This is a genomic window from Streptomyces sp. NPDC054932 (genome assembly GCF_053610205.1).
In genome coordinates this window covers 1-13,061 of record NZ_JBSGXU010000215.1, presented here as the reverse complement: position 1 = coordinate 13,061, position 13,061 = coordinate 1, and the positions used below count along the sequence as shown (strand labels likewise).

General features: G+C 72.6%; 15 protein-coding genes. 11 read left to right on the top strand and 4 right to left on the bottom strand.

The window, feature by feature from the left end; genetic code table 11:
- Positions 1-51: 51 nt before the first annotated feature.
- Positions 52-480 (bottom strand): type II toxin-antitoxin system Rv0910 family toxin, encoded by a 429-nt coding sequence (locus ACWGE1_RS35535; protein WP_453424593.1) that lies wholly within the window; start codon positions 478-480, stop codon positions 52-54.
- Between the two features lie 172 nt (positions 481-652).
- On the opposite strand from ACWGE1_RS35535, the gene ACWGE1_RS35530 reads away from it, so the two are divergent.
- Both ACWGE1_RS35530 and ACWGE1_RS35525 read left to right on the top strand, forming a co-directional pair.
- Positions 653-1,609, top strand: a complete 957-nt coding sequence (locus ACWGE1_RS35530; RefSeq protein WP_453424592.1) for an EamA family transporter — start codon at positions 653-655, stop codon at positions 1,607-1,609.
- A 162-nt stretch (positions 1,610-1,771) separates the two neighbouring features.
- Positions 1,772-2,734 carry a DMT family transporter gene (locus tag ACWGE1_RS35525; RefSeq protein ID WP_453424591.1) on the top strand — a complete coding sequence of 321 codons (963 nt, stop codon included), beginning with the start codon at positions 1,772-1,774 and terminating at the stop codon, positions 2,732-2,734.
- On the opposite strand, the gene ACWGE1_RS35520 is transcribed toward ACWGE1_RS35525, so the two are convergent.
- Positions 2,716-3,441: a pyridoxamine 5'-phosphate oxidase family protein gene (locus ACWGE1_RS35520; RefSeq protein ID WP_453424590.1), complete on the bottom strand. Its 726-nt coding sequence runs from the start codon at positions 3,439-3,441 to the stop codon at positions 2,716-2,718. The genes ACWGE1_RS35525 and ACWGE1_RS35520 overlap by 19 nt on opposite strands.
- Positions 3,442-3,477: 36 nt before the next feature.
- Between ACWGE1_RS35520 and ACWGE1_RS35515 the strand changes: the two genes are divergently transcribed.
- A complete protein-coding gene (locus ACWGE1_RS35515) occupies positions 3,478-4,812 on the top strand; it encodes an aminotransferase class I/II-fold pyridoxal phosphate-dependent enzyme (protein WP_453424589.1) in 1,335 nt (444 codons plus the stop codon).
- Between the two features lie 253 nt (positions 4,813-5,065).
- Here the strand turns inward: ACWGE1_RS35515 and ACWGE1_RS35510 are convergent, their stop codons facing one another.
- On the bottom strand, positions 5,066-6,061 hold the full coding sequence (locus tag ACWGE1_RS35510; protein ID WP_453424588.1) for a DMT family transporter: 996 nt from the start codon (positions 6,059-6,061) through the stop codon (positions 5,066-5,068).
- A gap of 74 nt (positions 6,062-6,135) precedes the next feature.
- Here ACWGE1_RS35510 and ACWGE1_RS35505 point away from each other — a divergent pair, with 74 nt between their 5' ends.
- Positions 6,136-7,065 carry a LysR substrate-binding domain-containing protein gene (locus tag ACWGE1_RS35505; RefSeq protein ID WP_453424587.1) on the top strand — a complete coding sequence of 310 codons (930 nt, stop codon included), beginning with the start codon at positions 6,136-6,138 and terminating at the stop codon, positions 7,063-7,065.
- A gap of 24 nt (positions 7,066-7,089) precedes the next feature.
- On the opposite strand, the gene ACWGE1_RS35500 is transcribed toward ACWGE1_RS35505, so the two are convergent.
- Positions 7,090-7,548, bottom strand: a complete 459-nt coding sequence (locus ACWGE1_RS35500) for a pyridoxamine 5'-phosphate oxidase family protein (protein WP_453424586.1) — start codon at positions 7,546-7,548, stop codon at positions 7,090-7,092.
- A gap of 76 nt (positions 7,549-7,624) precedes the next feature.
- Here ACWGE1_RS35500 and ACWGE1_RS35495 point away from each other — a divergent pair, with 76 nt between their 5' ends.
- The 7 genes from ACWGE1_RS35495 to ACWGE1_RS35465 form a co-directional block, all read left to right on the top strand.
- Positions 7,625-8,239, top strand: a complete 615-nt coding sequence (locus ACWGE1_RS35495; RefSeq protein WP_453424585.1) for a cysteine hydrolase — start codon at positions 7,625-7,627, stop codon at positions 8,237-8,239.
- Positions 8,240-8,257: 18 nt separating this feature from the next.
- A complete protein-coding gene (locus ACWGE1_RS35490) occupies positions 8,258-9,097 on the top strand; it encodes a HipA family kinase (RefSeq protein WP_453424584.1) in 840 nt (279 codons plus the stop codon).
- On the top strand, positions 9,094-9,477 hold the full coding sequence (locus ACWGE1_RS35485) for a DUF3037 domain-containing protein (RefSeq protein WP_453424583.1): 384 nt from the start codon (positions 9,094-9,096) through the stop codon (positions 9,475-9,477). Before ACWGE1_RS35490 ends, ACWGE1_RS35485 begins: the two co-directional genes overlap by 4 nt.
- A gap of 192 nt (positions 9,478-9,669) precedes the next feature.
- Positions 9,670-10,431, top strand: coding sequence for a 3-oxoacyl-ACP reductase FabG (gene fabG, locus ACWGE1_RS35480; protein WP_453424582.1), 762 nt, complete (start codon positions 9,670-9,672; stop codon positions 10,429-10,431).
- A gap of 28 nt (positions 10,432-10,459) precedes the next feature.
- Complete coding sequence (locus tag ACWGE1_RS35475) at positions 10,460-11,221, top strand: SDR family oxidoreductase (RefSeq protein ID WP_453424581.1); 762 nt, start codon at positions 10,460-10,462, stop codon at positions 11,219-11,221.
- A 152-nt stretch (positions 11,222-11,373) separates the two neighbouring features.
- Positions 11,374-12,957, top strand: a complete 1,584-nt coding sequence (locus tag ACWGE1_RS35470; protein ID WP_453424580.1) for an ABC transporter substrate-binding protein — start codon at positions 11,374-11,376, stop codon at positions 12,955-12,957.
- A 13-nt stretch (positions 12,958-12,970) separates the two neighbouring features.
- Positions 12,971-13,061 (top strand): DUF5936 domain-containing protein (locus ACWGE1_RS35465; RefSeq protein WP_453424594.1); only part of this gene is annotated, 91 nt, incomplete at its 3' end.

Below are 13,061 nucleotides of genomic sequence, written 5' to 3'. Positions count from 1 at the left end.
GGTTCATCCCGCGGGGCGCGCCTTCGTGTGCAGGGTGTGCGTGGCCGGTGGTCAGACCACGAGGCCGGCCAGCTTGCGCAGCGACTCGTTCAGTGCGGCGGTGGCCGAGTCCTTGAGCTTCCCGGCCATCAGGGAGACGGCGGCCCCGGTGAACTCGCCGTCGATGCGGACCGTGGTGGCCTCGCCGTCCGGGGTCAGGGTGTACCTGGTGAGGACGGCCACGCCCATCGGCCCCTTGCCGGTGATGGCGAAGAGGCGCTCGGCCTCCAGCTCGGAGACGGTCCACAGGACCTCGGCCGGGAAGCCCATCATCTTCATGTTCTCCGCGAAGGTGGACCCGACCGCCAGGGTCTCGGGACCGCCCTTGGGGAAGTTCGTGTGGGTCATGCTCCACTGCCCGTACGCGTCCCAGTCCGTCAGCTGGGACCAGAGCTGCGCGGCGGACGCCTCGATGCGTGATTCCGCGGTGACTTCAGCCATGCGACCACCCCTTCTCGTCGGGTACGTGCGGCGGAAGGTAGCCCCGGCGGGCGGAACATTCAATACTGACGACCTGTCAGAAATGGCGGGGGTCGGCGGGGCGTGATCTCGACTCCGTCTCAACAGGTGTCACCCCCGTGACGGTGCTGACCTGCCCTGCCATGATGGCCGGATGCAAGCGTCAGGGAGAAATGCCGGACTGGGCCTCGCCCTCGTTTCGGCGTTCGCGTTCGGTGGTTCCGGAGTGGCAGCGAAGCCGCTGATCGAGGCGGGTCTGGACCCGCTCCACATGGTCTGGCTCAGGGTGGCCGGGGCGGCGCTCGTGCTGTCCCCGCTGGCCTGGCGCCACCGCGACCTCCTCCTGCGCAGGCCCGCGCTGCTCGCGGGCTTCGGGCTGGTCGCCGTCGCCGGCGTGCAGGCCTTCTACTTCGCCTCCCTGTCCCGGATCCCCGTCGGCGTGGCCCTGCTGCTGGAGTACCTGGGCCCGGCCCTGCTGCTCGGCTACATCCGCTTCGTGCAGCGCAAGCCCGTGACGCGCGGCGCCGCCGCGGGCGCGGCCGTCGCCGTCGTCGGCCTGGCCTGCGTGGTCGAGATCTGGGCCGGGCTGAGCCTGGACCTGCTCGGCGTGCTCTTCGGCCTGGCCGCCGCCTGCTGCCAGGCCTTCTACTTCGTCTTCGCCGACCAGGGTGCCGACGGGGACGACGCCCCCGACCCGCTCGGGGTGATCGCGTACGGCATGCTCATCGGCGCCCTGGTCATGACGGTGATCGCCCGGCCGTGGGAGATCGACTGGCAGGTGCTGGGCGGCCAGGCCTCCGTGGGCGGCACCATGATGCCCGCGGCGGTGCTGCTCGCCTGGGTGGTGCTGATCGCGACCGTCTTCGCCTACCTGACCGGTGTGGTCTCGGTGCGCAGGCTCTCGCCGCAGGTCGCGGGCGTCGTCGCCTTCCTGGAGGCGGTCGTCGCCACCGTGCTGGCCTGGATCCTGCTCGGTGAGCACCTGTCGACCTGGCAGATCGTCGGCGGCGGTCTGGTGCTGGGCGGTGCGTTCATCGCCCAGTCCTCCCGGCCGGCCCCGCCGCCGGCGGCCCTCTCGGCCGTGCTGGACCGTGAGACGACCACGGCCTAGGGTGGCGACCATGCATTCGACCGTGCTTCCGCCTCCCGCCGCCTAGCGCGGGCGGCGCCACCACGACAGGTACCCGGCCCGGGGAGTCCCCGGGCGGGTCCGTGCTGCCCGCGAAGCGATGACCTGCTTCTTTCATCCTTCACGCATGCGCGGAGACATCTCGTGTCGAACCATTCGCCCACTGCCGGGCGCAGTCTGCTGTACCTCGTCGTCGCCGGAGCCGCCTGGGGCACCGCCGGGGCGGCCGCCTCCCTCCTGTTCCTGGCCAGTGACCTCGGCCCGCTCGCCCTGTCGTTCTGGCGGTGCGCGGGCGGGCTCGTGGTGCTGCTCGGGGTGCTCGCCGTGCGCGGGTCCCGTCCCGGCCCGGGGCGGGTGCGGCCCTCGGCGGGCTCGCTGATCGGGACCGGGCTGCTGTTCACCCTCTTCCAGGCCGCCTACTTCGCCGCCGTGCGCGAGACCGGCCTCGCGGTGGGCACCGTGGTCACCCTGGGCGCCGGGCCCGTGATCATCGCGCTGGGGGCGCGGTACTGGATGGGCGAGCGCCTCGGCCGCGGCGGCGCGGCCGCCGTCGTGGGGGCGCTGGCAGGACTGGCCGTACTGGTGCTCGGCAGCGGCGGCGGTGAGGTGCGGCCGCTCGGCGTCGGCTGGGCGCTGCTGTCCGCCGCCGGGTACGCGGGGATGACCCTGCGGGCCAGGTGGCTGGGGCAGCGCGGAGCGGGCGGGGACCCGCTGGTGACCACCGCCTGGTCGGTCGCGGTGGGCACCGTGTGCCTGCTGCCGCTCGCCGCGGTCGAGGGGCTGCTGCCGCACACCGCCGACCTCGGCCGGGTGCTGTGGCTGCTGGTGTACGTCGCCACCGTGCCGACGGCGCTGGCGTACGCGCTCTACTTCACCGGGGCCGCTGCCGTGCGGGCCGCGACCGTCTCGGTGATCATGCTGATCGAGCCGGTGAGCGCGGCGGTGATCGCGGTCCTGCTCCTCGGGGAGCGGCTGACCGGCGCGGTGGTGCTGGGCACCGTACTGCTGCTGACGGCGGTGGGAGCGCTGATCGCGGCGGAGTCCCGCCGGCCGGCGGCCGTCGCTCCCACCGCCGTGCGGCGGAGTCCTCAGAGCGCGCTGAGGTAGTCCGGGACGGCGATGCCGGGGGTCAGGTCCGCGGCGGGCACCGGGGTCCCGTACGCCGGGGCGACCGGAACCACGCCCGCCCAGTGGGGCAGGTGCAGGTCCTCGGCGTCGTCGTTCACCGGGCCGTTGCGGAGCTTCGCGGACACCTCGGTGAGGTCCACGCGGATCACCGCGGTGGCGGCGAGCTCCTTGGCGTTGGCGGGCCGGACGTCGCCGGAGCGGCCCGGGGCGACGGCGTCGATCATGGCGTCCAGGGCCGTGCGGCACTCGTCCTCGTCGGTCACCTGGCGGGCGGTGCCGTGCACGACCACCGAGCGGTAGTTGAGCGAGTGGTGGAAGGCCGAGCGGGCCAGGACCAGCCCGTCGACGTGGGTCACGGTCACGCAGACGGGCAGGCCCGGGTCGGTGCGGCCGGCCGCGAGCAGCGGGCGGGAGCCGGTGGAGCCGTGCATGTAGAGCGATTCGCCGACCCGGGCGAACAGCGTGGGCAGGACCACGGGCGCGCCGTCACGGACGAAGCCGAGGTGGCAGATGTAGGCCCCGTCGAGTATCGAGTGGACCGTCTCGCGGTCGTAGCGTGCCCGGTCGCGGGAGCGGCTGGGGACGGTGAGGTCGGTGGGCTCGTAGCTTCCGGCCGACTCGGTCCTCTCGGCCCTCTCGGCCCGATCGGTGGGCCCGGGCGTCTCCGTGGCTGGCGTGGCGGTCATGGCCGACTCCCATTGCACTAGTGCATACTGTGGTTTGTGCTAGGAGAGTATCGAATCACAGGAAGCCGCGCATCGGATATCGCGGCCGCGGTGGAGGCGGGCGTGGCCTCGGGCGCGCTCCCGCCGGGTTCACTGCTGCCGCCCATGCGCGAGCTCGCGGGCGATCTCGGGGTGAACCCCAACACCGTGGCCGCCGCGTACCGGACGCTGCGCGAGCGCGGGGTCATCGAGACCGACGGGCGGCGCGGCAGCCGGGTGAGGTCCCGCCCGTCGAGCACGCCGCGCGACGCGCTGCGGATGGTGGTGCCGGCGGGCGTACGGGACCTCGCGGAGGGCAATCCGGACGTGGCGCTGCTCCCCGCGCTGGAGGGGCCGCTGGCGGCTGCCGCCCGGCGGTACGCGCGGGCCCCCACCCTCTACGGGGCGGGCCCGGTCGCCCCGGAGCTCGACCGTCTCGCCCGGGCCGGCTTCGACGCGGACGGGGTGCCGCCGGGGCCGGTTGCGGTGACCTCGGGCGCGCTGGACGGGATCGAGCGGGTCCTCACCGCCCACCTGCGGGCGGGGGACGCGGTGGCCGTCGAGGACCCGGGGTGGGGCGGAGCGCTGGACCTGGTCCCGGCGCTCGGGCTGCGCGTGCTCCCGGTGGCGGTGGACGACGACGGGCCCCGGACCGACGCGGTCGCCCGGGCACTGGCGGCCGGTGCGAGGGCCCTGGTGGTGACCGCGCGGGCGCAGAACCCGACCGGCGCCGTGGTGGGCGCGGAGCGGGCGCGGGAGCTGCGGACCCTGCTGGCGCAGTACCCCGAGGTGCTGCTGGTCGAGGACGACCACGGTCACGGGATCGTCGACCTGCCGTTGCATCCGCTGGGCGGGGTGACCCGGCACTGGGTGCTGGTCCGGTCCACGGCGAAGGCCTACGGGCCGGACCTGCGGCTCGCGGTGCTGACCGGCGACGCGGTCACGCTGGACCGGCTGCGCGGGCGGCAGCGGCTGGGGCCGGGCTGGGTGAGCCGGCTGCTGCAGTACGCGGTGGTGGAGCTGTGGACCTCGGGCGCGGTGGACCCGGTGGCAGTGTCCCGTTCGTACGCGGACCGGCGGGATGCGCTGGTCGAGGCGCTGCGGGAGCGGGGGGTGCGGGCGCACGGGCGCAGCGGGCTGAACGTCTGGGTGCCGGTGGTCGACGAGACGGTGGTGGTGACGCGACTGCTCGCCGCCGGATGGGCGGTGTCGCCCGGGGCGGTCTTCCGGGTCGAGGCGGGGCCCGGAGTGCGGCTGACGGTGTCGCAACTGGCCGTCGAGGAGGTGCCGGGCCTGGCCGACGCGGTGGCCGAGGCGGTCCGGCCGCGGGCGGCGGGCGTGCGGTACGACTGACGACGGGCCCTCAGGGCCGGGCCCGGGGCCGACTCCCGGCGGGTCGGCCCCGCAGGGCCCCGCGGCCCGGCCGGGGCCGACCCGTACGGCGCGAACACGAGCCCTGGAGGCCGCCCGGCGCTCCGGCCGTGCCACGGAGGTACCGTGCGCCCCGACCGGTCCGGCTCGTGCGGTCGGCCCCACCGACCCGACCGGCCGGTCAGGTCGGTCCGGGGCCGTCCCGTCCTGGCGCCGGGACCGGGGTGCCCCGCGGTCAGCAGGGCGGCTTGCGGGGCGCGGGGCGGGTCTGGGTGAGGGCCGCGCCGGCCAGGACGATCGCGGCGCCGACCGGGGTGTTCCAGTGGAGCTGCTCGCCGAGCACCAGGACGCCCGCCGTGGTGGCGATGACCGGGATGAAGTAGGTGACCATCTGGGCGGTGGTCGGGCCGACCTCCGTCACCAGCCCGTACTGCATCTGCAGGGCCATGCCCGTGCCGAGGGCGCCCAGCGCGATCACCGACAGGGTCGGCCAGAGGGGGAACGAGCTCGGGGCCGAGCTGAACACCGCGCTCGCGAGCGCGAGCTGGAGCGTGGAGATCATGAGCTGGCCGCCGGTCAGGGCCACCGGGGAGCCGGGGGTCCCGGCCAGCGTGCGCCGCACGTAGATCCAGCCGACGGGGTAGCAAAGGGACGCCAGCAGGGCGAGCGCGGTGCCCTTGCCGTCGACGCCTGAGAAGCCCTGCCAGGCGCCGAGGACGGTGAGGACGCCGAGGAAGCCCAGGCCCAGCCCGGCCACGCGGCGGCGCGTCGGGCGGTCCTCCGAGAGGGCGACCAGCGACAGCGCCATGCCCCACAGCGGCGAGGTGGCGTTGCAGATGCCGGCCAGGCTGGAGGGGATGCTCAGCTCCGCGTACGCGAAGAGCGAGAACGGGGCGGTGTTGAGCAGGAGCGCCGCTACGCTCAGGTGGCCCCAGGTGCGCAGTCCCCGGGGGAGCGGCTCGCGGCGCACCAGCAGCACCGCGACGAGGGCGAGCGCGCCGAAAGCCACCCGGCCGAGCGCCACCTGGAAGGGCGCGTACGCCTCCGTGCCGACCTTGATCAGGAGGAAGCTGAAGCCCCAGACGACCGAAAGGATCGCGAACCGGACCCGCCAGTCGAGGAGGGCGCCCCGGCGCCGGGCGGTGGCGGCCGTGCTGATCGCGGCGGGGGACGTGGCGGTTGCCGGGGAGGTGGCCGGGAGGGTCGGTCCGGGGGTGGTCGGTGCGCTCATGCCCCTTACTGTGCTCGTATCAACTTCGTAGGACAAGCGAGAGTTTCTCTGGGTGACGCCGTAGCATTGCTTACATGTTGAACCTGGAGCGCCTGCGCACCCTCGACGCCCTCGCCCGCCACGGTTCGGTCAGCGGCGCGGCCGACGGCCTCCACGTCACCACCTCCGCCGTGTCCCAGCAGATGGCCAAGCTGGAGCGCGAGGTCGGCCAGCCGCTGCTGGCCAGGAACGGGCGCGGGGTCCGGCTCACCGACGCCGGACGGCTGCTCGCCGATCACGCCGCCCGGATCATCTCCCAGGTGGAGCTCGCCCAGGCCGATGTCGAGGCCCAGCGGGGCTGTGCCGTGGGCGAGCTGCGGATCGGCGCCTTTCCGACCGCCATGCGCGGGCTGCTGCCCCAGGTCCTGGCCGCGCTGCGCGCCGGGCACCCGGAGCTGAGGGTCCGGGTGCGCGAGCAGGAGCCCGAGGAGAGCATGGCGGCCGTCGTGCGCGGGGACCTCGACCTGGCGCTGGCGATCGACTGGCACAACAAGCGGATGCCGGTGCCCGCCGAGCTCACCCGGACCCACCTGCTCGACGACACCGTCGACATCGCGGTACCGGCCGGTCACCGCCTGGCCGACCGGACCGGGGAATCCGGGGACTCCGGGAGCTCCGGAATCTCCCTCGCCGAATTCGGCGACGACGACTGGATCTCCTGGAACGAGGGGCAGTTCTGCCACGAGTGGCTGGTCTTCACCCTGCGCGGCACGGGCATCGAGCCGCGCATCGCCCACATCGCCGAGGAGCACCACACCCAACTGGCCTTCGTGGAGGCCGGACTCGGCGTGTGCGTGGCGCCGAAGCTGGGCCGCGGCCCGGTCCCGCCGGGCGTGCGGCTGCTGCCGGTCTGCGACAGCGTACGCCGCCACGTGTATGCCGTCTGGCGCGCGGACGCCGACCGGAGGCCCTCCATCCGGGCCGCGGTCGACACCCTGCAGCAGGTGGCCGCCGGGCTGCGGTGAAGGCCCGTACGCGCCCGGCACCCCTTACAGCTTGCGGAAGTCCCAGGAGACCACCGACTCCGGCGTGAGGCGGATCCAGGCGTGCCGCCCGTCGTGCGGCATCTCCTCGATCCCGAAGTTCTTGACGGGGAAGAGCCGTTCTGCCTCGGCCAGTTCGGGGCACGGCTCGCCGGTGCGCGGGGCCTCGCCCACGAAGGCGGCCTTCCCGGACAGCTCCACGCCGCGCAGCTCGTCGTACGACTCGCCCGCGTCCACGACCACCGAGATCCGCGGGTCCGCCCGCAGGTCGGACCAGCGCCGGCTGCGCGTGATCGAGTACAGCCACAGCGAGGTGCCGTCCCACGCGAACCACAGGGCGCCCACGTGCGGGCGTCCGTCGGGGGAGACCGTCGCCACCCGGCAGGTCCGCTGCTCGCGCAGGAAGGCGTCCACTTCCGTGTCGCTCATCATGATCCGGCGGCCCCGCCGCTGAGTCTCGTCCATCCGTCCCGCGCCCCTTCACATCTGACTGTATGTCAGGAATCATGAGGGCTCTTCCGTCGTCACGCCAGGGGGAGCCATGCCGGATCTCGATCCCGCCACCACCGCGCTGCTCACCGTCGAGTGCCAGAACGGTGTCGTGGGCGAGGAGAGCGCGCTGCCCGAGCTCGCCAAGGAGGCCCGGGACTCCGGGATGCTGGCACGGGTGGCCGCGCTGGTCGACGCCGCGCGCGGGGCCGGCGTACAGGTGCTCCACGCGGTCGCCGAACGGCGGCCGGACGGACGCGGGGCGAACGCCAACGCACGGCTGTTCCGGGCGGCCGGGAAGCTGCCGGTGCGTCAGCTGACCGGGAGCGCGGCGGTGGAGGTCGCCGCCCCCATCACGGTCGCCGCGCAGGACCTGGTGGTGCGCCGGCTGCACGGGCTCTCCCCGATGGCCGGCACCGATCTGGACGCCCTGCTGCGCAATCTCGGCATCCGCACCCTCGTCGTCACCGGGGTCTCCTCCAACATCGCCATCCCGAACACCGTCTTCGACGCCGTGAACCTCGGCTACCGGGTGGTGGTCCCGGCCGACGCCATCGCCGGGGTGCCCGCCTCCTGCACCGAAGAGGTGATCCGCAACTCCCTCGCGCTGGTGGCGGCCATCACCACCGCCGAAGAGCTGCTCGAGCAGTGGGCTCCCGCGGCCTGACCCCCGTAACCTGGGCGGATGCTGTCCGAAGTGATCGCGACCCGTTACGTCACGCCCCTGCGTGAGGGCGGCTCGCTCCCGGGAATCGTCGAGGCCGACGACCTCGGTACCTACGTCATGAAATTCACCGGAGCCGGCCAGGGCCGCAAGACCCTGGTCGCCGAGGTCATCTGCGGCCGTCTGGCCCAGCGGCTGGGGCTGCGGGTCCCGCGACTGGTGCAGATGCAGCTCGACCCCGTCATCGGGCTCGGCGAGCCCGACCAGGAGGTTCAGGAGCTGCTCAAGGCCAGTGGCGGGCTCAACCTCGGCATGGACTACCTGCCCGGCTCGATCGGCTTCGACCCGCTGGCGTACCGGGTGGACCCGGTCGAGGCGGGACGCGTGGTCTGGTTCGACGCCCTCATCAACAACGTCGACCGGTCCTGGCGCAACCCCAACATGCTGGTCTGGCACGGGGAGGTCTGGCTCATCGACCACGGCGCCACCATGATCTGGCACCACAACTGGCCCACCGCCGCGGCCGCGGCGGCCAAGCCCTACAACGCCTCCGACCACGTACTGGCCCCCGTGGGCCCGGACATCGCGGCCGCGGCCGCCGCGCTCGCGCCGCTGGTCACCGAGGAGCTGCTCACGGAGGTCGCGGCCGACGTCCCCGACGAGTGGCTGGTCGACGAGCCGGGCTTCGACTCCACCGACGCGCTGCGCCGCGCCTATGTGGAGGCGTTGCTGCCGCGCGCGGCCACGATCCACGAGAGGATCTCCCTGGAGGCCGAGGTGAAGGTGCGGTCCGGACCGCCCGGCTGGCTCGCCGAGCGCCTCGCCCCCCAGCCCCACCGGAAGAAGAGCGACAGCGAGTGATCAAGCGGGACGTGTTCGAGTACGCGCTGGTGCGTGTGGTGCCCCGGATGGAACGGGGCGAGTGTTTCAACGCCGGCGTGATCGTCTACTGCCGGGCGCACACGTACGTCGCCGCGCGCACCCACCTCGACGAGGCCAAGCTCCTCGCCCTGGATCCCGGGGCCGACGTGGCCGGGGTGCGGGCCGCCCTGCGCGGGGTCGAGGGCGTGTGCAGCGGCGGTGCCGAGGCGGGACAGGCGGCCGGCGACGACGCGGGGCGGCGGTTCCGCTGGCTGATCGCACCGCGGAGCACCGTGGTGCAGCCGGGTCCGGTGCACACCGGGCTGACGGCCGACCCGGCGGCGGAGGTGGAGCGGCTGCTGGACCTGCTGGTCCGCTGACCGGCGCGCGGCACCGCGGCGCGGGGGCTCTGCCCCGCCGCGCCGCGCAGGCGCCGCGCCCCGACCGCCGACAGGGCCGGACCGGCGTGGCGTTGACACCGGGTGCCAGGGCTCCTAGCGTCTCCTCAGCTGAAGCTACTAAGCGGTTGCTCACCTCTGGGCGGCCGCCTCTCAAGGGCGAGGAGATCCAGCATGTCCACCACCGAGCAGCGCGTCGCGATCGTGACCGGCGGGGCCCGGGGCATCGGCGCCGCCACCGCCGTACGCCTGGCCGCCGAGGGCCGGGCCGTCGCCGTACTCGACCTCGACGAGGCGGCCTGCAAGGACACCGTGGAGGCCATCACCGCGGCCGGCGGCAGGGCCCTGGCGGTCGGCTGCGACGTCTCCGACGGCGCGCAGGTGGAGGCGGCCGTCGCGCGCGTCGCGAGCGAGCTCGGCGCCCCGACCGTCCTGGTCAACAACGCCGGTGTGCTGCGCGACAACCTGCTGTTCAAGATGACCGAGACCGACTGGGACACGGTCATGAACGTGCACCTGCGCGGCGCCTTCCTGATGTCCAAGGCCTGTCAGAAGTACATGGTGGAGGCCAAGTTCGGCCGCATCGTGAACCTCTCCAGCAGCTCGGCGCTCGGCAACCGCGGCCAGGTCAACTACTCCGCCGCCAAGGCCGGCCTGCAGGGCTTCACCAAGACCCTGGCCATCGAGCTCGGCAAGTTCGGCGTCACCGCCAACGCCGTCGCCCCCGGCTTCATCGCGACCGAGATGACCGCCCAGACCGCCGCCCGCGTCGGCATGGGCTTCGAGGACTTCAAGGCCGCAGCCGCGACCCAGATCCCCGTCCAGCGCGTCGGCACGCCGGACGACATCGCCAACGCGATCGCCTTCTTCACCGGCGAGGCCGCGGGCTTCGTCTCCGGCCAGGTCATGTACGTGGCCGGCGGCCCGCTCAGCTGACGAGTCCACGAGAGGCAGGGCGTACGACATGACGTACAGCGGTATCGACAGCGGCAAGGTCGCACTGATCACCGGGGCGAGCCGGGGCATCGGCTACGGCATCGCGGAGGCGCTGGTCGCCCGCGGCGACCGGGTCTGCATCACCGGGCGCAACGAGGACACCCTCAAGGAGGCCGTCGAGCGGCTCGGCGCGGACCGGGTGATCGGTGTCGCGGGCAAGGCGCACGACGAGGCCCACCAGGCCGTCGCCGTCGAGCGCACGATGGAGGCCTTCGGGCGGGTCGACTTCCTGGTGAACAACGCCGGCACGAATCCGGTCTTCGGGCCGATCGCGGACCTGGACCTCGGGGTCGCGCGCAAGGTCTTCGAGACCAATGTGATCTCGGCGCTCGGCTTCGCCCAGCGGACCTGGCACGCCTGGCAGAAGGACAACGGCGGTGCGATCGTGAACATCGCCTCCATCGCCGGGGTCTCCGCCTCGCCCTTCATCGGGGCGTACGGGATGAGCAAGGCCGCCATGGTCAATCTCACCCTCCAGCTCGCGCACGAGATGGCACCCGGGGTCCGGGTGAACGCGATCGCGCCCGCCGTGGTCAAGACGAAGTTCGCGCAGGCGCTCTACGAGGGCCGGGAGCAGGAGGCCGCGGCGGCCTATCCGCTGGGCCGGCTCGGGCTCCCGGAGGACATCGGCGGGGCGGCGGCGTTCCTCACATCTTCACAAGCGGAATGGATCACTGGGCAAACTCTCGTCGTCGATGGAGGGATGTTCCTCAATGCCGGGGTGCACTGACCGATAATCGGACGTATTTGCCTCCGAAAGGGAGGTAAATGTGTATCGAATATGCACGGAACCGGTCAAGTGCCCCACGAAACCAACCCATTGGATTCGTGGGGCACTGCGGTAGGGTCTGCCGCACCCCTGGCTGATCGAGGAGCGTGCACGTGTTCAACCGGACCAGATGCCTGCAGATCACTGCGGCCCTTGCGTCCATATCCCTGCTCGCCGGATGCGGCCTGCTGTCGGAGGACGACGGCGACGATATGAAGAGGATCGTTGTCGGTACCACGAGCGCACCGAGCACCCTCGATCCCGCCGCCGCGTGGGACGGCTCCTGGGAGCTGTACCGGAACGTCTACCAGACCCTGCTGGCGTTCCCGACGGGCTCCAGCAAGCCCCAGCCCGACGCGGCCCAGAACTGTGAGTTCACGGACGCGGCGAGCCAGGCCTACCGGTGCACCCTGCGCAAGGGCCTGAAGTTCTCCAACGGCGAGCCGCTCGACTCCAAGGCGGTCAAGCACTCCCTCGACCGGATCAAGACCATCGGCTCCAACGTCGGCCCCCAGGGCCTCTTCGGCACGCTCGACAAGATCGAGACCCCGGACGCGCTGACCGTCGTCTTCCACCTGAACACCTCGGACGCCACCTTCCCGTACGTCCTCGGCTCGCCCGCCGCCTCCCTCGTCGCGCCCAAGGACTACCCGGCCGACAAGGTGCGCGAGGGCGACAAGATCACCGGATCCGGCCCGTACGTGCTCGACTCGTACAAGGAGGGCGCCGAGGCGGTCCTCACCGGCAACACGAACTACACCGGCTTCGCCAATCGTCGTAACAAAGCGGTGACGATCCGCTACTTCGCGGACTCCCCGAAGATGGTCTCGGCGCTGAAGGCGAAGGAGATCGACGCCACCTACCGAGGCCTGTCGGCCGCGGAGATCACTGACCTCCAGACCCCCGCCGCGCACGCGCTGGGCGTCCAGGTCGTCGAGAACGTCGGCGCCGAGATCCGCTACCTGGTCTTCAACCCCAAGGACGCGACGGTCGCCAAGCTCCCCGTCCGCCAGGCCATCGCCCAGATCGTCGACCGCGGGGCCCTCGTCTCCAAGGTCTACCAGGGCACCGCCGAGCCGCTGTACTCGATGGTCCCCAAGGGGGTCGTCGGTCACAAGACGCCCTTCTACGACAAGTACGGCGCCGCGGACGTCGGCAAGGCCAAGAAGATCCTCAGGGACGCCGGGATCACCCAGCCGGTCGATCTCACCTTCTGGTACACGACCGACCGCTACGGATCCTCCACCGCGGACGAGTTCACCGAGCTCAAGCGGCAGCTGGACGAGACCCAGCTCTTCCGGATCACCCTGCGCAGCCAGCCCTGGAAGACCTTCCAGACCGGCTACAAGAGCGGTGAGTACCCGATCTTCGGCCGTGGCTGGTTCCCCGACTTCCCGGACCCGGACAACTTCATTGCGCCGTTCGTCGGCAAGGAGAACGCCGTCGGCACGGCCTACGAGCCCGCCGAGATCCTGACCGACCTGCTGCCCAAGTCCCGCCGCGAGGGCGACCGCTCGGCCGGCGTCCAGGAGTTCGAGCGGGCGCAGCAGATCTTCGCCGAGGACGTCCGGCTGCTGCCGCTGTGGCAGGGCAAGCTGTACGTCGCGGCGCGCGAGGACATCGCGGGCGGCGAGCGGGCGCTGGACCCGCAGACCGCCATGCAGATGTGGGAGCTGTACCGCAAGACCAGCTGGTAGTTGCGACAGCGCCGTGGCCCTGTCGGTCCTCGGAGCTTTCCACGGCATCCGCCTCTACCGGGCCGACGTCAAGCTGCCGACCGACCTGGCACTCGCCCTGGAGG

Excerpts from the sequence above, each read along its gene's own strand:
- ACWGE1_RS35490 (WP_453424584.1), top strand. The coding sequence starts at position 8,258 with ATGCTGTCCGAAGTGATCGCGACCCGTTACGTCACGCCCCTGCGTGAG.
- ACWGE1_RS35520 (WP_453424590.1), bottom strand. The coding sequence starts at position 3,441 with ATGACCGCCACGCCAGCCACGGAGACGCCCGGGCCCACCGATCGGGCC.
- ACWGE1_RS35535 (WP_453424593.1), bottom strand. The coding sequence starts at position 480 with ATGGCTGAAGTCACCGCGGAATCACGCATCGAGGCGTCCGCCGCGCAG.
- ACWGE1_RS35500 (WP_453424586.1), bottom strand. The coding sequence starts at position 7,548 with ATGGACGAGACTCAGCGGCGGGGCCGCCGGATCATGATGAGCGACACG.
- ACWGE1_RS35530 (WP_453424592.1), top strand. The coding sequence starts at position 653 with ATGCAAGCGTCAGGGAGAAATGCCGGACTGGGCCTCGCCCTCGTTTCG.
- ACWGE1_RS35475 (WP_453424581.1), top strand. The coding sequence starts at position 10,460 with ATGACGTACAGCGGTATCGACAGCGGCAAGGTCGCACTGATCACCGGG.
- fabG (WP_453424582.1), top strand. The coding sequence starts at position 9,670 with ATGTCCACCACCGAGCAGCGCGTCGCGATCGTGACCGGCGGGGCCCGG.
- ACWGE1_RS35510 (WP_453424588.1), bottom strand. The coding sequence starts at position 6,061 with ATGAGCGCACCGACCACCCCCGGACCGACCCTCCCGGCCACCTCCCCG.
- ACWGE1_RS35505 (WP_453424587.1), top strand. The coding sequence starts at position 6,136 with ATGTTGAACCTGGAGCGCCTGCGCACCCTCGACGCCCTCGCCCGCCAC.
- ACWGE1_RS35495 (WP_453424585.1), top strand. The coding sequence starts at position 7,625 with ATGCCGGATCTCGATCCCGCCACCACCGCGCTGCTCACCGTCGAGTGC.